At 45.1% G+C, this 21,711-nt stretch carries 17 protein-coding genes; 12 read left to right on the top strand and 5 right to left on the bottom strand.

Going from position 1 to position 21,711, the window contains the following annotated elements:
* Positions 1 to 72: 72 nt before the first annotated feature.
* The 11 genes from CI960_RS18850 (at position 73) to CI960_RS18800 (ending at position 16,323) form a co-directional block, all read left to right on the top strand.
* Positions 73 to 3,135 carry a SusC/RagA family TonB-linked outer membrane protein gene (locus CI960_RS18850; RefSeq protein ID WP_005861306.1) on the top strand — a complete coding sequence of 1,021 codons (3,063 nt, stop codon included), beginning with the start codon at positions 73 to 75 and terminating at the stop codon, positions 3,133 to 3,135.
* Positions 3,136 to 3,150: 15 nt separating this feature from the next.
* Positions 3,151 to 4,857 (top strand): RagB/SusD family nutrient uptake outer membrane protein, encoded by a 1,707-nt coding sequence (locus CI960_RS18845; protein WP_005861308.1) that lies wholly within the window; start codon positions 3,151 to 3,153, stop codon positions 4,855 to 4,857.
* Between the two features lie 193 nt (positions 4,858 to 5,050).
* The gene (locus CI960_RS18840) at positions 5,051 to 6,232 is read left to right on the top strand and encodes a 6-bladed beta-propeller (protein ID WP_005861310.1); all 1,182 of its coding nucleotides are present in this window, start codon (positions 5,051 to 5,053) and stop codon (positions 6,230 to 6,232) included.
* 233 nt (positions 6,233 to 6,465) lie between these two features.
* Positions 6,466 to 8,034, top strand: coding sequence for an ATP-binding protein (locus CI960_RS18835; protein WP_005861312.1), 1,569 nt, complete (start codon positions 6,466 to 6,468; stop codon positions 8,032 to 8,034).
* A 15-nt stretch (positions 8,035 to 8,049) separates the two neighbouring features.
* A complete protein-coding gene (locus CI960_RS18830; RefSeq protein WP_005861314.1) occupies positions 8,050 to 9,825 on the top strand; it encodes a DUF6057 family protein in 1,776 nt (591 codons plus the stop codon).
* Complete coding sequence (locus CI960_RS18825) at positions 9,822 to 11,291, top strand: PD40 domain-containing protein (RefSeq protein ID WP_005861316.1); 1,470 nt, start codon at positions 9,822 to 9,824, stop codon at positions 11,289 to 11,291. Before CI960_RS18830 ends, CI960_RS18825 begins: the two co-directional genes overlap by 4 nt.
* A 63-nt stretch (positions 11,292 to 11,354) precedes the next feature.
* Positions 11,355 to 12,281 carry a Mur ligase family protein gene (locus CI960_RS18820; protein ID WP_005861318.1) on the top strand — a complete coding sequence of 309 codons (927 nt, stop codon included), beginning with the start codon at positions 11,355 to 11,357 and terminating at the stop codon, positions 12,279 to 12,281.
* On the top strand, positions 12,278 to 12,826 hold the full coding sequence (locus CI960_RS18815; RefSeq protein WP_005861320.1) for a DUF4924 family protein: 549 nt from the start codon (positions 12,278 to 12,280) through the stop codon (positions 12,824 to 12,826). Before CI960_RS18820 ends, CI960_RS18815 begins: the two co-directional genes overlap by 4 nt.
* Positions 12,827 to 12,840: 14 nt before the next feature.
* Entirely contained in the window at positions 12,841 to 13,704 is an 864-nt protein-coding gene (gene rfbD / locus CI960_RS18810) for a dTDP-4-dehydrorhamnose reductase (protein WP_005861322.1), read from the top strand.
* A 29-nt stretch (positions 13,705 to 13,733) separates the two neighbouring features.
* Positions 13,734 to 15,314, top strand: coding sequence for a peptide chain release factor 3 (locus tag CI960_RS18805; protein WP_005861324.1), 1,581 nt, complete (start codon positions 13,734 to 13,736; stop codon positions 15,312 to 15,314).
* A gap of 1 nt (position 15,315) precedes the next feature.
* Positions 15,316 to 16,323 (top strand): FAD:protein FMN transferase, encoded by a 1,008-nt coding sequence (locus tag CI960_RS18800; protein WP_005861326.1) that lies wholly within the window; start codon positions 15,316 to 15,318, stop codon positions 16,321 to 16,323.
* A gap of 131 nt (positions 16,324 to 16,454) precedes the next feature.
* On the opposite strand, the gene CI960_RS18795 is transcribed toward CI960_RS18800, so the two are convergent.
* From CI960_RS18795 to CI960_RS18775, 5 genes are all read right to left on the bottom strand, one after another.
* The gene (locus CI960_RS18795; protein WP_005861328.1) at positions 16,455 to 17,147 is read right to left on the bottom strand and encodes a YjjG family noncanonical pyrimidine nucleotidase; all 693 of its coding nucleotides are present in this window, start codon (positions 17,145 to 17,147) and stop codon (positions 16,455 to 16,457) included.
* Complete coding sequence (locus CI960_RS18790; RefSeq protein WP_005861330.1) at positions 17,147 to 18,019, bottom strand: hypothetical protein; 873 nt, start codon at positions 18,017 to 18,019, stop codon at positions 17,147 to 17,149. Before CI960_RS18790 ends, CI960_RS18795 begins: the two co-directional genes overlap by 1 nt.
* Before the next feature lie 19 nt (positions 18,020 to 18,038).
* A complete protein-coding gene (rsmI, locus tag CI960_RS18785; protein WP_005861332.1) occupies positions 18,039 to 18,743 on the bottom strand; it encodes a 16S rRNA (cytidine(1402)-2'-O)-methyltransferase in 705 nt (234 codons plus the stop codon).
* 9 nt (positions 18,744 to 18,752) lie between these two features.
* A complete protein-coding gene (locus CI960_RS18780; RefSeq protein WP_005861334.1) occupies positions 18,753 to 19,448 on the bottom strand; it encodes a hypothetical protein in 696 nt (231 codons plus the stop codon).
* A 109-nt stretch (positions 19,449 to 19,557) separates the two neighbouring features.
* A complete protein-coding gene (locus tag CI960_RS18775; RefSeq protein WP_005861336.1) occupies positions 19,558 to 20,973 on the bottom strand; it encodes an ATP-dependent RecD-like DNA helicase in 1,416 nt (471 codons plus the stop codon).
* Between the two features lie 93 nt (positions 20,974 to 21,066).
* Between CI960_RS18775 and CI960_RS18770 the strand changes: the two genes are divergently transcribed.
* Positions 21,067 to 21,702 (top strand): hypothetical protein, encoded by a 636-nt coding sequence (locus CI960_RS18770; protein WP_005861338.1) that lies wholly within the window; start codon positions 21,067 to 21,069, stop codon positions 21,700 to 21,702.
* Positions 21,703 to 21,711 lie beyond the last annotated feature (9 nt).

The following is a 21,711-nucleotide window of genomic DNA, read 5'->3' as shown; positions in this document are numbered from 1 at the left end:
GATAGCAGAAAGTAGGTTTTTGGTGTTTGAATATTGTTAATCTCAATTAATTATAACCATTTAATAATAAAGATGGAAAAATGTAGTAAGAAGAGCAAGCAATTGTGTTTAAGCTTGTTCAAACCAAGTGTTATGATGCTTACCACGGGATTCCTATGTATGGCCTCCTTTCAAGGATTGGCGGCTGTGGAACCCTCGCACAACTACGGACCGAATGTTGAATCGGTCATGCAAAATGGTAAGACTGTTACGGTTAAGGTTTCAGATTCAATGGGTGAGTTGATCGGCGCGAACGTGTTGGTCAAGGGAACTACTATCGGTAACGTAACCGACATGAACGGCTCGGTTACGTTGCAAGATGTGCCCGCAAACGCTGTTTTGGAAATCTCTTATATCGGTTACACGACCAAGGAAGTCCCGGTTGGCAGTCAAAGTGTTATAAATGTTACGTTGTCGGAAGATTCCCAGGCTCTTGAAGAGGTCGTGGTCGTAGGTTACGGTACGATGGAGAAGAAGCAAGTGACCAGCTCCGTTACCTCATTGTCTGCCGGCGATATGATGAAGGGTGTGGGTGGTGCCGATATCACCAGCTCTTTGCAAGGTAAGATCAGCGGTTTGATCTTGCAAAATAATGGTAGTGCCAATGGTACGACCACGATCCAGTTGCGTGGTTTGACCTCTATCAACTCTGGTAAGGCTCCATTGATCGTTGTCGATGGTTTCCCGGGAGGTGATATTCGTGCCTTGAACCAAGACGATATCAAATCTATCGATGTGCTGAAAGATGCTTCCGCTGGTGCGATCTATGGTACACGTGCTGCTTCGGGTGTGATCTTGATCACAACGAAGAGTGGTTCTAACACGAATGGTAAAGTAAAATTGAATTATAGTACTGAGCTTTCGAAGAAACAAAACTATGGCCGTCCAGATATGATGACCGCCGATGAGTATCGTAATCGTACGGACGTGAATATCATTGATTACGGGCAGAACGCTGATTGGTGGGACGCTCTTTTGCAGAAGGATAACTTCTCGCAAAAACATCACCTCTCTTTGGAGCTAGGTACCGAGAACGCACAAGTGTACACCTCTTTCTTCTATGAGACCAACGAAGGCATCACGATTAAGGATAACCGTAAGGACTATGGTGGACGCTTGAATGCAAACTTTAAGCTGTTCGATGGTTGGTTAGAGATCCGTCCGATCGTGGATTATCGTCAGACTGCTCGTACTTCCGATGGATCGGATGAGGATAAGAAGGCAAACTTCAAGCAGGCGTTGTATAATAACCCGACTCGTTCCCCATTTGACCCGGAAAGCCCGAGCGGATATAACGTATGGACCGGAGAAACTTTGGACTACAATATCGTAGCGGATCGTATGCTTTCCGACTACGAGGGCTTGGATAAATGGTTTAAGCCTGAGGTGACGATGAAATTGAACATCAAGCCGATTGAAGGTTTGAGCTATTCTCAGACATTGGGTTACGAGAACCGTCAGTGGGAGTTGCACCAGTTCCGTTCTCGCTATCACCGAGAGGAGGTGACAAACAACCGCGGTGGTTGGGCGAAATTGGAATTCTCGAAGACCGAACATCTTACTTCTGAGGGTTACTTCACTTACCTGAAAGAATTTAAGGGAGGTCATAGCTTAAATGCCGTTGCCGGTTACTCTTATTTCGAGAAGAATGGAGAGAATTTCAATGCGGAGAACTATGATTTCGGTGTAGAAGGCCTGAAATATTGGGACTTGGAATCCGGATCTTATTTGACCGACGGTAAGGCAAAGATGGGATCTAAAAAAGATATTACGGAACGTTTGTTCGCTCTTTATGCCCGTGCCAATTATTCATATAATGATAAATATATGGTAACGGCTACGATCCGCCATGAGGGTTCCTCGAAGTTTGCCGCAGAGAACCGTTGGGGTAATTTCTGGGCGTTGTCTGGAGGTTGGCGTGTATCTGGTGAGGAATTCATGAAAGAGTTTGATTGGGTAAATGACTTGAAGATCCGTTTCGGTTATGGTGTGACCGGTAATAACGACTTCGATGCTTCCTATATGGCTAATACGTTAAGTCGCGACCAATATTGGATGCTTCCGAGTGGTAGCTGGGCGTTTGTTTATGGACCGAGCTCTAACGTGAACCCTTATTTGGGATGGGAAGAGAAGAAAGAGTGGAATATCGGTGTGGATTACTCATTCTTTGGCAACCGTATGTATGGTAAGTTCGATTACTATCGTCGTAAGATCGATGGCATGATCTACGAGGTGAATGTTCCACAGCCACCGTATCCAAATGGCAAACAATGGCAGAACATTGGCGAGATGGAGAGTAAAGGATGGGAGTTCGAGGTTGGTGGTGACATCATCCAGAATAAGGACTTCACTTGGACTTCCAGCTTGAATATGAGCCATAACTCAGGTAAGATCCTTACGATGTATGGTAACAATTCACGTATGGATGGTAACGCTATGGATGAACCGGGATGGCCGGGCGATGCCTCTCGTATTGAAGAGGGGGCAGAGATCGGTGCGTTCCATATGTGGAAATTCGCTGGATTCGACGATAAAGGAGACTTCCTTTTGTACAATAAGGATGGTGAGGTTATACCTGCTTCCCAAAAGAGTGTAGACGACAAACAATATATCGGTAATTATCTACCTAAGGTGATGATGGGATGGAACAATACCTTTACCTATAAGAATTTTGACTTGGGTATTAATATGCGTAGTTGGATAGGTTTCGATGTCTTGAATACTTATCCGATGTACTTGGGTATCCAGGGACAGAGTGGTGCCGGCCAGTGGAATCTTTGGAAACCGGCGCTTGACGATCCGAAGTATAAGGACATTCGCGGCGTGAAGCAGCTTTGTGACTACTTCTTGGAGGATGGCTCGTTCTTGAAAATTGATGCGATTACGTTAGGTTATACATTGGCGTTGAGTAAGTATACAAAATGGGCAGAGCGCCTGCGTGTATATGGAACTGTCGGCAATGTAGCGACTATTACAGGATATAGCGGACATAATCCGGAAGTGAATATTACCGGTTGGGAAGGCGGTGTCGATAAGGTTTGGAACTGTGATCCGATAGTTCGCACCTATACGTTAGGTATTCAAGTAACATTCTAAAAAGGTAAGAAGAAAATGAAAATTAGCAAGATAACAAATTGGTTGGTAGCCGGAGCTGCTTGCTTGCTGCTGGGTACCTCTTGTGACGTGGATCCTACGTTCTATTCGCAGGTTGTTCCCGACACGTATTATACGAATGCAGACGCGGTTTGGTCGCGTTTTAATCGTCCTTTTACGCATTGGCGTTGGTGGGTAGCTCATAACGACGCTCGTGTGCGCTTGATGGAAGTGGGAACTGATGCTATGTGTGTGCCTACTCGTGGTAATGACTGGTTTGATGGCGCCGTTTATCAGAACATGCATCATCATCATTTTATGGATGATATGAGCCCGATGAAGGATGGATGGGACTTGACGACGATGGGTGTGGCTCAGTCGTGGAGTGCCTTGGAGGATTTGGAGAATATTGATTTCGTATCGGTGGGTTTGACTGAGGAGGATCGTGTATCAATGATTAATCAGTTGAACGTATTGGCTGCCTCTTTTTATTTGGATGGTTTGGACATGTTTGGTGGTATGCCTCTTTACACATCTACGAAGGAGGATGTGAAGGCTCGTGCTACAGATGTGGAGACTTTCCATTTTATCGACTCCTTGTTGGATGTATCTATGCCGAATCTTCCGTTGAAGGAGACCTTGGGAGCACCCGAGACGAACGTTATCCATCGTGCTGTGGCTGCGGCTTTGAAGGTTCGTTTGTATTTCAACGCTGAATCGTATATCAATAAACCGATGTATGAGGAGGCCGCTAAGATTTGTCAGGATATTATCGATGGAAAGTATGGTCAGTATAAATTGGCCAACCATTTCACCGAGATCTTTGGTTGGGGTAATGAGACTTGCCCGGAGATTATCTGGACAGTACCTTCCGAGAATGCCAAAGGTGAGACGGATGGTGGTTTGACTGCCTTCACTCTTCCCTATAATTTCAAGGATTTCTTAGGGGGCTTGCAGGATGCTAGTGGTAATAATGGGCTTTGCCTATGCCCTAGTCGCGATCCGGAGGGTAACTTGTATAAGTTTAACGTAGGTAATCCATACGAGACATTCAACGACAAGGATATCCGTAAGCAGCAGTATGTATATGAGGGTGGTCGCAAATACCGTGGTATGTTTATCGTTGGTGAGTTGCAAAACCCGGATTTCCCCGAGTATAAATGTCTGGGTGCCCGCGAGTATGCCGGCAAGGTCTTGAATGTCGTAGACCAGATCGCTCATATCAGCCAGGTGGGCAATACGGTAGCCAGTCTTAAGGATCTGACTTCTACGATTGCCGATGCAGAGGAGAACTCAGGCGTGCGTGTTCTTAAATTTAGTCCTCTGCCTAATCAAGATGAGTTCAAGGAACGTTTCAACCCAGATTGTCCTGTAATTCGTCTGACAGAGATCTATTATACTTTGGCGGAATGTAAGATGCGTTTGGGCGATAAGAATGGTGCGGCCGATATCATCAACTCCATCCGTAAGCGTAACTTCGAGGGTGGAAACGACCCGGATCCTGTTACCGCTGCCAATTTGGATAAATACCGTATGCTGAAGGAATGGATGCAAGAGTTCTTGCGCGAGGCCCGTCGTCGTACGGACTTGATCCGTTGGGACGCATATGTGACAGAGGATTGGTGGGATCATAAGGCTACGAACGATGAGAAATACAATCGTTATCCATTGCATCAATTGTCATTGGGTGCGAACCCGTTGTTGGAACAGAACCCGGGATATTAATAAGTTAGACTTAATATAAAAAAGGAGGTATGTTGCAGAGGCATACCTCCTTTTTCTGATATGGCGTGGAAAACGCAGTAGTACTTACTTGACTGGAGAATATATACTTCATCGGGCAAATAAGTATATATTCGTAGACGAAGTAAGTACTACTGCGTTTTCCGGCATATAATTTTGATTGATTTATAACGTGATGAAACAACAATTAATTAGCTTGTTTTTTTGCGGTGTATTATTATTGCAAGGGTGTACCGAAAAGAAAAATGAGGCACAACTAGAGAAGACTCTATCTGTCTATCAAGTAGATTTGAAGTCGGAATCACCCAAAGAAAGTATTGATAGATTTCTGGCCGGTATGGAGATCCGGTTGTTACCTTTGGAGTCGGGAGACAGTATCCTGTTTAAAGGCTCCGCCTCTACCATCCATTTGGCAGATGATGATATATTCCTTTTAGATGCTTCTCAGCGTGTGATTTTCCGTTTCGGCAGGGATGGTAAGTTCAAGAACAAGATCTTTCGGAACGGGCAAGGCCCGGAGGAATATAACGTGCTATTCAATATGGCTTTGTTTGACAATAAGGTTTATGCTTTGGATAATACGAAGATCCAGCTGTATGACTATGAGGGTAATTATCTCAAAACTGTTCCCCTGAAAAATGATGGTCGTCAGGTAGCTGTCGCTAAAGATGGCACGATAGCTGTCGCTTCCAATTATATCCAGCCTTATCAGCTAACCCTATATCGTCCGGATGGTACGATCTCCGAATATTTACCTAGCGATAAGAACTTATTGAAACAGCAAATCTCTCAGTCCACCTATCATTCGTTGAAGAGATATGGCGATCGGATCTTGTTGACAAATTATTTTGATCCATCCATCTATCAGCTGGAAGATACCGTGTCTGCCTTCGCCACGCTTGACTTCAAAGGCATGAATATCCCCTCCAATATGTTTAGTGGTACGGATGAGGAGATCGCCAACCGGTTCCGTGAATACCGCGAGGGAGATAAGGCCATTCTCTCATTCGATCGCTTGACCGTTACGGACGACTGGGTTGTGTTTGCGCCTTCTTTGATCTGGGATCCATGTGTGGTTTATTATAACCGTAAGTCGGATACTTATCTTCTGAATAAGAACTGGGGGCAACCTTACGATTTGTTCTTCGGAGGCTACAGGGCACCGGACGGATATGATGAGAAGAGCCGGGAGTTTTACCAACTGGTCAATGCCGTAGAGCTGAAAGAGGTCGTAGGGGAAATCGCCAAAGCGGCCCCGAATTATCAAGATACCTATCCGTTTTTGAAGGGTGTGGATGTATCCCAAATAGATGATAATACGAATGATTGGATTGTATTCTTTAAGTTACGGTCTTAGAGGATATATAACTTGTATGGGAGAATATGACCGATCTCTGTATTATCTTCAACGATGTGATCTGCTATTAGTTCTTATTCAAAATGGGAGGAATTGCGTTTGATCAAGCGTTTTTTCCTGCCAGTCAAGCGTATTGTCAAGGAAAGTTTTTGAGATCATATGTTCTTATCTTGTTCCGATAAAAAGGAATGTCTATCTTTGTTCATGGTAAGTATATCTAAACGATCATCGTTATGAGTCAGACAATTTATCCTATCGGCATACAGAACTTCGAGAAGATCCGTAAAGACGGTTATCTCTATATTGATAAGACAGCTTTGATTTATCAGTTGGTTAAGACCGGAAGTTACTATTTCTTGAGTCGTCCGCGGCGTTTCGGCAAGAGTCTCTTGCTATCTACGTTGGAGGCCTATTTCCAAGGAAAGAGGGAGCTGTTCGAGGGGTTGGCGATGGAACGGTTGGAGAAAGACTGGGAGGTATATCCGGTCTTGCATCTGGATCTGAATACTCGTTATTATAAAGACACTGCCGCGCTGACTAGTATCTTGAATGAATTCTTGGAGAAATGGGAGGCTCTGTATGGAACGGAGAAACAGGGACGTGCCTTGGAGGAGCGTTTTAGCTATGTGATAGAACAGGCTTACCGCCAGACCGGGCATCGCGTGGTGATATTGATTGACGAGTATGACAAGCCCTTATTGCAGAACCTGCACGATGAGGATATGCAGGATCAGTTGCGGAACATGTTGAAGCCTTTTTACGGCGTGTTGAAGACGATGGATGGAGCCATCCGTTTCGCCTTGCTGACTGGGGTGACGAAGTTTGGAAAGGTAAGCGTGTTTAGCGATTTGAATAACCTCATGGACATATCGATGGACGATCGTTACGTGGAGATATGTGGCATCACGGAGAAAGAGATACATACTTGTCTGGAAGATGAGGTGAGGGAACTGGCCGGAGCGCAAGATATGACCTACGAGGAGACCTGCCTGAGACTCAAAGAATGCTATGATGGATACCATTTCGTGGAGAATTCCATCGGTATGTATAATCCTTTCAGCCTGCTGAATACGTTCGCTCGCCGGAAATTCGGCGATTATTGGTTCGAGACCGGTAGGCCCTCTTACCTTGTTGAATTACTCAAGCATACCCATTACGACCTTTATGAGATGGCGAACACGGAGACCGATGTGGATGTGTTGAACAGTATTGACTCTGCCTCGATAAATCCCGTCCCCGTGATCTACCAGAGTGGCTACTTGACGATCAAGGATTACGATCCTGAATTTGGTATCTACCGGCTAGGTTTCCCGAACCGGGAAGTGGAAGAGGGTTTCGTGAAATATCTCCTTCCATTTTACACGAGTGTTAGTGCGCCCAAGACCCCTTTCGAGATCGGGCAATTCGTACGAGAGATACGCTCCGGTGATTACGATGCGTTCTTCCGCCGCTTGCAAAGCTTCTTCGCTGATACACCCTATGAGGTGATCGCCGGTCAGAAGCCGGAGCGTGATACGGAGTTGCATTACCGGAACGTGCTTTTTATCGTATTTAAGTTGGTTGGACTTTATACGCAGGTGGAATATCATACCTCACAAGGGCGTATTGATCTCGTTTTAAAGACCGATCGCTATATCTACGTGATGGAATTCAAGCTGAACGGCACCGCCGAGGAGGCGTTGCGCCAGATTGAGGAGAGACAGTATGCGCTTCCCTTTGCGAGTGATCCGCGGCAAGTTTTTAAGATCGGCGTGAACTTCTCCTCTGTGACCCGTAACATCGAGCGATGGTTGGTGGAATAATAATCTATTAAGTATATGAACTGGAAACAAACGCTTTTCTGGTCTTTTTCGACAGCTGCTATTTTTTATTATTTCCTGCTTTTTGGCGTGTTTGTGTTTGTCGGTCAGGAGGAGATGCAATTGTTTATACCTGAGTGGTGGTATATCCGGGAGTTCCTTTTTCAGCCGGGAGGATTTTGCGCTGTCGCCGGGCAATGGATCATTCAATACTACCGGCAGCCTATGTCGGCGGTGGTTCTCCATACGGTTTTACTCGTTGGTTGCGGGTTTATGGTCTATAGGATCTTGCGTTGTTTTTCTGACAAGACCTACCTGCTGTTCCTTTCTTTATTGCCGGTCCTGTATCTGGTTAAGATGAGTATTCATGGGGAGTATTTGGTGGACGGGACGGTTGGCGTGGTTTTGATGCTTTTAGCTTTGTCGCTCTCGCTAAAGGTGCGTCGGGCGGGTTCTATTGCCGGATACGGAATTGCCTCTACACTTTTTTTATGTGGGCTGACCGGGCTTCTTTCGGTCTGTTACGCTTTCTTATATACGCTGTTAGCCTTACTCCGCTACAAAACGTCGCGGCAAAGATTGGCCGCCGCTGCCTGCTTGATCCCAGCGCTTTTTATCTATTTGTTTAGCGGATGGTTAGGGATTCCAGTACCTTTGTCTGATGGATGGATGCCGGAAGCCTATCTGGAGATACAGCGATTACCTCATTATTATATGTATCGTGTATGGACTTTCTTTACCCTTTCGATTGTCGGTGTTGCTTTATTCGCTCGCTTTGTTCCGGTGATTGGCGAGAAGAGTAAATGGATGGATCGGGTAGCCCTTGTTGTTTGTCTGATCACGGCGCTGGTATCCATCCGGTTTTGCCTGCCGGAACCTTGGCATGCGCAACGCATGATGCTTGACGAGCTCTCTTTCTTGGCCAGGGAGAGACAATGGGACGCCATTATTGATAAGTACCGGGGAAAGCAGATCTATAATTATGTTAGCTTAAACTATTTGAATATGTCGTTGGCCCATAAGGGAGAATTGGCCGACCGGATGTTTACTTTCGATCAGAAAGGAACGAAAAGCTTATGTGCCGATTGGAATCAGACCTTTTACATGGATCGTTTATTGAGCGATGTTCATTTTCTTGTTGGCGATGTCTCTTTGTCTGAAAGCTTTGCGATGGACGGATTTACGCAAGCCAAACGTAAAGGGAGTGCCCGCATGATGCAACGTTTCGTGCAAGTTTGTCTGATTAGGGGTGAGGTGGCGCTGGCCAAGAAATATTTGGACTTGCTTGCCGCTATGCCATTCTATAAAGATTGGGCTTGCCGTTATGCTACCTATCTGGTACATCCGGAATTAATGGATAAAGATCCGGAGTTGAGTGACAAATATATGCCTGTTGAGAAAAGGGATCGACTGAGTTTGTCCGTACCTGTCGATTCCTTATGGAGTGGATACAATCTTCCGGATCATCGGATCGGTTGGGAATACCGGGGATGTTATTATTTGTTGGGTAAGAAGCTGGATGCATTTGGCCGATTCTTGGAAGAGATACCTTTTGTGAAGGGGGAACCGATACCCCGGCATTTCCAAGAAGCCGGATTGTTGTTGGCGGATAAAGACAGTATATCGCTTTCCTCCTATTCCATACAGCCGGAGATCGTAGACCGATACCGGGAATTCAAGCAGGTTTTGGGACGATCTGCCAACCAAGTGGATGTGTCTTCGATGTATCGACAATTTGGAGATACCTATTGGTATTATTACTATTTCAAGATCTTTAAAGGAGAAGAACAATGAAGCGATTATCTATCTGTTGGATTATAGGTTGTCTTTTGGGACTTGTGGCTTGTAGACCGGAAGTTCCTGCGCAAGCGGAACAAGGAGAAACTGACGTGTTTCCGGATTACAGGGAAGTTACTGTACCGGTCAATATTGCCCCTCCCAATTTCAAGTTGGTTGATCAACAGCTACAGGGGATAACTCGGTTGAAAACTATGAATAGGGAGTTGATAATCGCAGCCGATCAGGGTGTTTTCAACCTGCCGGAAACGGATTGGAAGGTCTTATCGCAGGACGCACAAGGAAAACAAATAGATGTGACGGTTTATTTTCGAGAACCTCAAAGTAATTGGAAACAAATGAGTTTCCCTATCTATGTGTCAAGAGATTCCGTTGACGCTTATTTGGTGTATCGCCGTATTTTTCCCGGATATCGGATGTGGAACGAGATGGGGATTTATCAACGATGTGTTGAAAACTATGTTGAAAAGTCTATTCTTGATAACCAATCGACAAATAATAGTTGTATGAACTGCCATGCCTTTTGTGAGCGACAAGGGGAACAAATGCTTTTTCATCAGCGGGGTTCTCATAATGGGACTTACTTGATTGATCATCGGCAGGTAAAGAAGATCGCGTTGGAACGGGACGGTAAGCCGGCTTCGTTCGTTTATCCGTATTGGCATCCATCCGGCCGGTATGTCGCTTTTTCTACCAATGAGACCCACCAGGACTTCCATCTTTCCGATGAGAATCGGATTGAGGTATATGACGTGGAATCGGACGTGCTGATCTATGACACGGAGAAGGAGAGGGTATTCAGTTCGCCATTATTGGCTTCTATGGCGTGTTATGAGACTTTTCCCACTTTTACTCCGGATGGCAACTATCTGCTGTTCTGTTCGGCGGATTCTGTCTGTATGCCAGAAAATTATCGGGATGTCCGGTATAACCTGCTACGAGTCGCTTTTGATCCGAAAGACGGTTCGATTGGAACCCAAGTGGATACCTTATATAATGCGAGGGAAGCGGGCCGGAGTGTTAAGTTCCCGAGAGTCTCCCCGGATGGGAAGCGGCTACTTTATACGGTGTCCGATTATGGCAATTTCTCTATTTGGCATAAGGATGCGGATTTGCATATGCTGGATCTGTCTACCGGGGCAATCGATTCTTTGCCGGAAGTGAATAGCCCGGATGTAGAGAGCTATCATTCTTGGAGCGGCAATAGTCATTGGTTTGTCTTTTCCAGCCGGCGGGGCGATGGGCTTTTCACACGTCCGTATTTGGTGCATGTGGATGAGCGAGGGCAGTGCGGCAAGCCCTTCTTGTTACCGCAAGCGTCTCCGGATTATTATGAGCGTTCCCTGTTCTCTTTTAATGTCCCGGAATTTATACGGACTCCGGTTCTAATCTCGAAGGAAAGGCTGGTCGAGGCCTCGGGAAAAGAAGAGGTCACGACCATTAAACGTATTGAGGGCATCTAATTTTTCGCTTCTTTGTGCCGAAGGTATTTATAAAAGTCGTACTTTTGCGCTAAAATCAAAACGATGCGAAAAGTTCATTTGATCTCCGTAACCGAACCTTTGGTTTTAGATCTAGCCCTAGCACTTCGAGAAAAAGGATATGAGGTAAGCGCTTCCGGTTGTGGTCTGACTGAAGAGATGATAGGAAGACTTCATAACGCAGGCTGTACCTGTTATGGGGATGGGTGGTTTCCGGAGAAATTAATAAAAGATATTCACTCGGTGGTTTTGGGTGCTAAAGTAAAGCAAGATAACCCGGAATTATTGCGTGCGAAGGAATTGGGGATGTTAATCCAATCCATTCCGGAATTTATATTTCAACGGACTCGGTCGAAAACTCGGGTTGTTGTGGCGGGTAGTCGTGGAAAGAAGACAATTATTTCCATGATGGTCTGTGCGTTGCGCCGGCAAAAGTTGGCGTTCGACTATGCGTTGACTAGCAAGGTGGACTCGCTTCCGAATCGGGTACATTTGAGTTATGAGGCACGTATCGCTTTGATCGAAGGAGATGAGCATATCACCTCTGCCTTGGACAAGCGTTTCCAATTGGAATTCTATCGTCCGCATATCGCCATCCTGACGAATTTATCTTGGTCTACCGAGACGGATCATGCGACTCCAGAGGCCTATTTATCCACTTATCAATCTTTCTCCGTTTCTATTGAGCGGGAAGGGAAATTGATTTATTTTGGAGGTGATGATACTGTCAGTCAGTTGGCAGGGGACGTCCGGAGCGATATCACCGCTATCCCTTTTGAGGAACATCCGGTCGTGGAGAAAGACGGGCAGACTTTTCTGCATACTCGCTACGGAGACTATCCGGTGCGGATTCCCAATCGCTATTTCTTGATCAATCTGAATGCGGCACGTTTGGCTTGCCGGCAGTTAGGCGTTAAAGACGCGGATTTTTATCAAGCGTTATCGGAATATAGTTTATCTTTGCCGATATGATAATAGCTAGACAAAAAAGAAAAGAGAATATCGCTGAATATCTGCTTTATATGTGGCAGGTTGAGGACTTGATCCGGGCGAATAAGTTCGATATGGATTCGATCAACCGCACGGTGATCGCCCATTACGACCAGCCCGAGGAGGTGAAGAAGGAAATCGCTCAATGGTACGAGGAATTGATCGAGATGATGCGTAGCGAAGGGGTGATGGAGAAAGGTCATATCCAATTGAACAAGAATGTGATTATTACTTTGACCGATTTGCATCTTCGTCTTTTGAAATCTCCGAAAGAGATGGTTTATAGCGCAGCTTATTATAAGACGCTTCCTTATATCGTACAGCTCCGGGCTAAATCGGGTGGAGAGGATCTGCCGGAGCTAGAAACTTGTTTCGCCGCCGTATATGGCTATCTGCTTTTGCGTATGCAAGGGAAAGAGGTGAGTGCGGAGACGTTAGAGGGTATTAAACAAATCAGTTCCTTCTTGGCGTTGCTCGCCGAGAAATATCGGGAAGATATGAAAGGGGAACTTAAACTAGAGGATTAATAATAGATATAGACATGAAGACAGTTTTGGTAACCGGAGCGAACGGTCAATTGGGAAATTCTATCTACGCTCGTATCAGCCAGTATCCCGGCTATAATTTTCTTTTTACGGATATAGATACGTTGGATATTTGCGACAAGGAGGCCGTCCGGAAATATGTCTTGGAAAATGATGTTCAATATGTCATGAATTGCGCCGCTTATACGGCGGTGGATAAAGCGGAGGAGCATGAGGATCTGTGTATGCGCATCAACCGGGATGCGGTACGGAACTTAGGTGAGGCCGCTCATGCCGTGGGTGCGAAGGTGATTCATGTATCTACCGATTATGTGTTCGATGGAACGAGTTGCCGTCCTTATCTGGAAAGCGATGCGACTTGTCCTGTTTCCGTATATGGACGTACGAAACTGGCGGGAGAGCAGGCCTTGATGGAGGTGTGTCCGGATTCCGTGATTATCCGTACGGCTTGGTTGTATTCCGAGTATGGAAACAATTTTATGAAGACGGTATTGCGTTTGGGAAAGGAGCGGGATGAGTTGCGTTTCATATTCGACCAAGTGGGTACGCCTACTTATGCCGGAGATTTAGCGGTCGCTATGCTTACCGTGCTGGAACGTGCCGAGGCGGGTAAATTTATACCGGGTATCTATCATTTCTCGGACGAGGGGGTGTGTAGCTGGTATGATTTTACGGTAAAGATCTTGCAAATAGCAGGTATGAATAACCGGGTGATACCCATAGAGACCAAGGATTATCCGACACCGGCCAGCCGGCCGCATTATAGCGTATTGAATAAAGGTAAGATAAAAAGCACGTACGGACTGACGATTCCCCATTGGGAGACTAGCTTGGCCTACTGCATGAATAACAAAGTGTAACTGATAACAATATATACATATAAAATAGAATGAGCCAGTATTCAGAAGAGATTGAAAGAAGAAGAACGTTTGCCATAATCAGCCACCCGGATGCCGGTAAGACTACGCTTACCGAGAAATTATTGTTATTTGGTGGCGCTATCCATGTAGCGGGAGCGGTGAAGTCTAATAAAATCAAGAAGACTGCCACGTCCGACTGGATGGAGATTGAGAAGCAACGCGGTATCTCCGTAGCTACCTCCGTAATGGCTTTTGATTATTCCGATCATAAGATTAATATCTTGGATACACCGGGCCACCAAGATTTCGCCGAGGATACGTTCCGTACCTTGACGGCGGTGGATAGCGTTATTATCGTGATCGATATCGCTAAGGGAGTAGAGGCGCAGACTCGTAAGTTGATGGAGGTTTGCCGTATGCGTAAGACTCCGGTGATCGTTTTTGTCAACAAGATGGACCGTGATGGTAAAGATCCTTTTGATTTGCTGGATGAGATAGAAGAAGAATTACAGATAAAGGTACGCCCATTGAGTTGGCCGATCGATATGGGACAACGTTTCCGGGGCGTATACAATATTTTCGAGCAGAAACTGAACCTATATACCCCGAGTAAGCAATATGTGACGGAGAATGTGGAATTCAAGGATATCACGAGTCCGGATCTCGAGACTTATATTGATCCTACGCAAGCCGCAAAGCTTCGTGAGGATATAGAGTTGATAGAGGGGGTTTATCCCGAATTTGATGTGAATACGTATTTGGATGGGGATATCGCTCCGGTATTCTTTGGCTCCGCTCTGAATAACTTCGGTGTGAAAGAGCTATTGGATTGCTTTATCCGTATCGCTCCCTCGCCACGTCCGATCCATGCGGTAGAGCGTGTGGTAGACCCGAATGAGGATAATTTCACCGGCTTTATTTTCAAGATCCATGCGAATATGGACCCGAACCATCGCAGTTGTATCGCTTTTGTGAAGATTTGTTCCGGTCGTTTTGAGCGTAACGCGAACTATAAGCATGTACGTTTCGGTAAGATGATGCGTTTCAGTAGCCCGACGGCTTTCATGGCTCAGAAGAAAGAAGTGGTGGATGAGGCGTTCGCGGGTGATATTATCGGTTTGCCGGATACCGGGAACTTTAAGATAGGGGATACGTTGACTTCCGGAGAGGAATTGCATTTCAAGGGGTTGCCGAGCTTCTCGCCCGAGATGTTCAAATATATAGAGAACGCCGATCCGATGAAGGCAAAGCAATTGAACAAGGGCATCGAGCAATTGATGGACGAGGGTGTCGCTCAGTTGTTTACCAATCAATTCAATGGCCGGAAGATTATCGGTACGGTGGGACAATTGCAGTTTGAGGTTATTCAATACCGCCTGTTGCATGAGTATGCCGCTCAATGTAAATGGGAGCCGATCAGCCTATATAAGGCTTGCTGGATCGAGAGTGATAACCAACAGGCATTGGAGAATTTCAAGAAACGTAAGGCGCAATATATGGCGTTGGATAAGGAAGGCCGTGATGTTTATTTAGCGGATTCCGGCTATGTATTGATGATGGCCCAACAGGATTTTCCGGATATTAAGTTCCATTTTACATCAGAGTTCTAATATGAAAAGTCGATTCTCCATCCTTTGCTTACTTGTTAATATCTTGTTGATAAGTTGTGAACAGGCTCCCCAATACTATGAGGTATCCGGAAGGCTTCATACACCTTATCATATTAAGTTTGAGCATACTAAACCATTGGATAAGGAGATTGACGAGCAGTTGAAATATTTCTACCACCTGTTTAATGCTTTTGATTCTACTTCGGTAATCAGTCAGGTAAACCAGAACCGTGACATACGGGTAGATACGCTCTTCCAAAAAGTCTTTAAGAAGGCACTGGAAGTATCTGCCGAGACAAATGGGGCCTACGACGTGACGTGCGCCCCGTTGATCAACCTTTGGGGGTTTGGCTTCAGCCGGAAGGATAGCGTAACCCCTGCCCATATCGACAGTGTCCGTCAGTTTATCGGTTTTCAGAAAGTTCGTTTAGAAGGGGATCGCATCGTGAAGGACGATCCTCGCTTAATGATGAACTTTTCTTCTTTGGCGGATGGAACGGCTTGCGATATGATAGCTCAGATGCTGGAGAAGAAAGGGGTCCGTAATTATTTGGTGGAGTTTGGTGGCGAGATGCGTGTGAAAGGCGTGAATCCCTCGGGCATGGATTGGCGCTTAGGGATCACGAAGCCTACGGATGACGCTGCCGGCATGAATCAAGAACTCGAGCAGATCGTTAGCTTCCCGAAACCGTTAGGAATGGCTACATCAGGCAATTATCGTAATTTTTATATAAAGGATGGACGTAAATACGCCCATACGATCGATCCCCGTGAAGGTTGCCCTGTACAGCGGGATATCCTTAGCGCTACGATTGTCGCCCCGGATGCCATGACCGCTGATGCGTATGCTACCGCATTTATGGTCTTAGGTTCGGAGGAGGCTAAATCCTTATGCGCTAAAGTGCCCGGCCTTGACTATTTTATTATTTGTTCCGATTCGATAGGAGACGGGTATCATCCGGAATACTCTGAGGGCTTTCGTCAATATCTGGTGACTACCGATAAGTAATCAGTTAATTTATAATGTATTAAGATGTAGTTCTTAGAATAGGCATTGTAAGGTCTTTATGATGCCCATTCTAAGGATCATATAATGCCCATCGTAAGCACTCTATAATGGGCATTGTAAGAAAGGATATCTTATAAGATGGACCGGATCTCATCCAAGGAGCGGACTGTATAGGTTGGGATGAAGCCTACGGCAGGTAATCCTTCAGGATTCAACCATATCTGGTCGATCTTGGATTGGTAAGCCCCAATGATATCAGCTTCCCAGCTATCCCCGATCATTAAGCTCTCGGACCGGCGTGAGTTCGTGTTCTTTAAGGCGAAGTCGAAAATACCTTTATGGGGTTTTTGTATATTAGCGTCCTCGGACAGGATCATCCGTTCGAAATAAGGAGCCAAGCCTGCGTTGCTAAGTTTCTTGAATTGTACCTCACGGAATCCATTGGATAAAATAAATAACCGATAGGAAGGGCGAAGATATTCCAATAATTCAATGGCTCCGGGCACTAATCGGGTTTTGGTGGTCGTGCGTTGCAAGAAATCATTATTTACCGATAAGACGGTTTTCTTATCTTCTATTCCTAACGGACGAAGTACATAGAGAAATCGATCCAAGATTAAGGTTTGCCGGTCTATTTCCCCCGAACGATACTTGGCCCATAAGTATAGATTATGAGGCATATAAATATCAAAGAAAGCCTCGAAGGAGGCATAATACCGATTAAAGTGGTAATCGGTATATAGCTCTTCAAGGCATTCTTTATTGTTATGGTACGTATCCCAAAGGGTATCGTCCAAATCGATAAATATACTTTTATAAATCATTATCCAACTTCGATCACTAAATACTTGCCTAGGCTCCAGAAAGCCTTCTCGTCATTTATTTTCAAGGTCAAGTTTCCGTCTTCATCCTCTACGAACTCATAAGATCCTTCCGGATGATTGGATTTTAGTTTAGCCTTGCTTGCGAACAAAGGAATTTCTTTTACCTCACGGATATCGATAGAGATAAAATAATCCTTGTTGAAACCACTCTGCAATACTTTAGATTTAGAGAACAGGCCACCACCGGATAAGATCTTCTGTTCCTTCAATTCCTTGGAAGTACCGAAACAGTAGTAAGCCGTGTGAAGGGCTTTATCTTGAGCGTTCAATTTCTCGGATTGAGCGGCTGCGGTAGTAGCCAGACTTTCCACATCCTCATTCAAGGAACTTACCATCTCGTCCAATTCTTGGATACGTACGTTCTTCTTTGCCAAATCCTCTTGCAAAGCGACAATCATCGTTGCCTTTTGATCCAGCTCGGAGGAAAGACGATCGATCGTCTTTCGTAATGCGGAAGATTGAATACCGCTTTTCTTCAATTTCTCCTCCAACTGGCTGATTTGCTCCTTGTTCTTCTTCAAGGTCTCGCTGATCAATTGCATGTTCTGCTTGATTTGATCTCTGCGTGACTGATTTAGCTCACCGCCGGTTTGTTGTTGGATTGTCAAATAATTCTCGGCATCACGTATAGATTGAAAATCAGATTCAATATCATTTAGGGTGGAGAGCATATCATTAAGCTCATCCGTGTTCTTCGTATTCTCGATACGTAGAGAATCGTTCTCAGCCTTTAGTTTCTTGTAATCCGCTGAATTTTGGCCGCAAGAGGCCAGCATGGCTGTGCAGACACATACTAATAATACTTTCTTCATGTTCTTTTTGCTTGTTAAGTTAAACATCTTTTTCTGTCTCTTTGTCCTTTTTATCTTTTAAGCCTGCTAATACAATAACAATCTCACCCCTTGGTTCGTTCACGGTAAAATGCTGAATTACTTCTTCTAAGGAGCCTCGTACGGTTTCCTCGTGTAATTTGGATATTTCCCGGGATACTGATACTTGGCGGTCCGTACCGAAAAACTCGGCGAATTGTGTCAAGGTCTTGAGCAGACGGAAAGGTGATTCATAAAAAATAATAGTCCGGTATTCCAAAGCCAATTCTTTTAGCCGGGTCTGCCTTCCTTTCTTTTGAGGGAGAAACCCCTCGAAACAGAACTTCTCATTGGGTAATCCGGACGCTACCAAGGCGGGCACGAAAGCTGTAGCTCCGGGCAGGCACTCTACGTCTACCCCTTGGCGAACACATTCCCTCACCAACATGAATCCCGGATCGGAGATGGCCGGCGTACCGGCATCGGAAACAAGGGCGATATTCTCGCCTCCCTTGATACGGGCCGCGATTTGCTCCACCGTCTTATGTTCATTGAACTTGTGGTGGGACTGCATCTTGTTTTGTATCTCGAAATGTTTCAGCAAGATGCCGGTCGTACGGGTATCCTCCGCTAAAATAAGATCAGCTTCTTTTAGCACACGGATCGCCCGGAATGTCATATCTTCCAAGTTACCAACAGGGGTTGGGACTACAGTCAATTTTGCCATATCGTATATTTATGAGAAGCGTTTTTCCAATAGCTTGATGAAATCGGCTACGGAAGCGTCTTCTATATTCCAGTTCAACACCTTGTTCAGATAAGTGACCGATTCCTCGTACGAGCTAAGATCGTTCAGGTCTGAGATCGCCTTATTCATTTTCTCCTCATTTCCTCCGAATAATTCCCTTCTGAAGCGGAAACGATCATTTAAACTGAATGCCTTACGGAAATCAGAAAGATTCTTTTTCTCCAATATATCATTCAGTGAAATACTGGATTTATCCGCTAATATAGTTTTATGTGGAATCTCTATCTCTTTCAAGGGGATTGTCTCTTGTACGATCTTTTCTTCTGGGATCACTTTTTCGACAATTGGTTCTACTACGATAGGTTCCTCAACGACCGGTTCTTGTACCTGTACGACCTCGATCGTAGGGGATACTTCCGGAGCCGGTTGCACCTCCGGCATCTGTAAAGGTTTACTTACGGGAATAGAATCGATAAGTCGTTGATGTTCCTCCATTTGTTTACGCAAAGCCTCTAACTGAAACTCCTCCAGCGTATGAAGCTCCTTCAATACCTTGTGGGTCAACTGGAAGGTCTGGTTGAAGAAAGAGGCGGGATAAATTTCCGCGTCCCTCATTCCGGCTACCAACTTCTCCAGCTCCCTGATATCGATCAATAGATAATCTATTTTTTCCTTGTTTGCCATTTCTATATGTTTTTCAGATGCTATAAATCATCCGGACATACGTATGTTTTGCAACAAAAATAAGTATTTCTTGTCAATGTTGCCAGTTTCGATCTTAAAATATTGTAAATCATTCGACGAACTCGTCCGGTAAATTCACCAGATATAGGTGATGGGTCGCCCGGGTAAAAGCCGTGTAGAGCCACCGATAGAAATCCTCACCAAGCATTTCCTCCGTGATGTAACCGATATCGAGAAAGACGTTCATCCATTGGCCGCCTTGGGCTTTATGGCAGGTTACCGCATAAGCGTATTTTACTTGGACGACGTTGTAATGAGGATCTACCTTCATCTTTTTCATTTTTCCCGCCTTGGTAGGAATGTCCTCGTAATCTTCCAATATGGTGTAAAAGAGCTTGTCGTTTAGCTCCTTAGGGAGGGCGGGGGAGTCGGTCTGTAAAGTATCCAATAGGATTTTCAAATCGATTTCCAGATCATAATCTTGAAAACGAGCCGTGATGTCGGCAAAGCGGAAGCCATACATCTCCGTGACACGGCGTACCCGCATGACTTGAATGATCTCTCCGTTCGCTATAAAGTCCATCTCCTTGCAATTCGCTGTCCAATAATAATTGTTCTTCGCTACCATTAAACGATCGCCGGACGATAGCTCTTCTTCCCTGTATAGGATACGGTTACGTATGCCGTTATTATAAATCGTTGCTCGTTTATTCGAGCGGGAGATAATCATTGTCTCTTCCATACCGTCGCGGCTATAGGCGGAAGATATTTCCTCAATTAGCTCATCTCCATTGACTTTCGTGAAATCGGAGAAGCCTTTTAATTGTAATTTCGGAAAGATCTCGACCGTGTGGTTTCGTAGTGCGTCTCGTAGCCGGGTTGCGTTGAACAGGATTCCCGAGTCCTCGCTTTGGCGTACGACTTGAGTTAACGCTATCTCCCAAACCTGTAGGTTGTAACCCCGTAATATCTCGGGATTCAAGGCGGGACTCTCCGTTTGCATCACCGGAGGAAGCTGTGCGACATCTCCCATTAGGATAAGACGGCAGTTTTCCCCGGAATAGACATACTGGATTAAATCGTCCAACAGGCGTCCGGAGCCAAAAACAAATGAATCCAATCCCTCGTTGGCGATCATAGAAGCCTCGTCGACGATAAAAAGTGTATCTTTATGTAAATTATCTGCCGGCATGAAGCCCGTCGGCTCATTGGAAAACGCCCGTTGACGATATATTTTTTTATGAATTGTATACGCTTTTTGGCCAGCGTAGCCCGAGAAAACTTTAGCTGCTCGTCCGGTTGGAGCCAACAAAAACGTTTTTTGCTTTAGTTCGTTAAGCGTTTTCACCAAAGCCCCGACCAGAGAGGTTTTTCCGGTTCCTGCGTAGCCTTTCATCAGTAGAAGGCTGTCCGGTTCCTCAGACAAGAGAAATTCGGTAAGCGTATGAAGCGCTAAAAACTGATCATCCGTCGGTTTATAGGGGAAATTTCGTTCGATTTGCTGGCTTATGTAACTATTTATCATTTTGATCGCAATAATTTTCGCGATAAAGGTAGTGTATTAAATATTCTTTTTTAAATTTGCCGAACGAAATAAATTCAAAAAACAATACAAACCATGAAAGTTACATTAAAGATTTTATTAGCTGCCGCAGTTGTACTGCTAGTTTACATGTGCTACAAGAGCGTCACTGGTCCGATTGAGTATGATGATCAGAAGACTATTCGTGACAATGCGATCATCGCCCGTTTGATTGAAATCCGTAAGGCTCAGATCGAATACAAGAACATGTATAAGACTCATGCCGGAAGTTTCGACGATTTGGAGAAATTCTTGAATACGGATAAGTTGCCGTTCTTGATCAAGGAAGGTGTATTGACGGATGAGCAGTTGGAGAAAGGTATGACAGAAGCAGAGGCTGTTAAGAAAGGTTTAATCAGACGTGATACCATGTGGGTATTGGCGAAAGATACTTTGCTGGGTAAGAACTATGATGTAGCGGCTATGCGTTATGTTCCGGCCGTTCCGGGTGAAAAGATTACTTTCAAGATGGATACGGCTACGTTGAAATCTGGTTCTGGTTATGAGATCAAAGTATTCGCTTGTGAGGTTCCTTACAAAGAATATTTGCGTGACATGGATGCTCAGTTGACTTATAACTTGATCGACAAGGCAGAGAAACAAGGTAAGTTCCCGGGATTGCGCGTAGGTTCTTTGGAAGAAATTAATAACAACGCAGGTAACTGGGAATAATCAGCGGCT

The sequence above is a fragment of the Parabacteroides sp. CT06 genome, from assembly GCF_002257605.1.
Taxonomy (GTDB): Bacteria; Bacteroidota; Bacteroidia; order Bacteroidales; family Tannerellaceae; genus Parabacteroides; species Parabacteroides distasonis.
The sequence above is the reverse complement of the archived record's forward strand: the minus strand, read 5'-3'. Positions and strand labels throughout refer to the sequence as shown.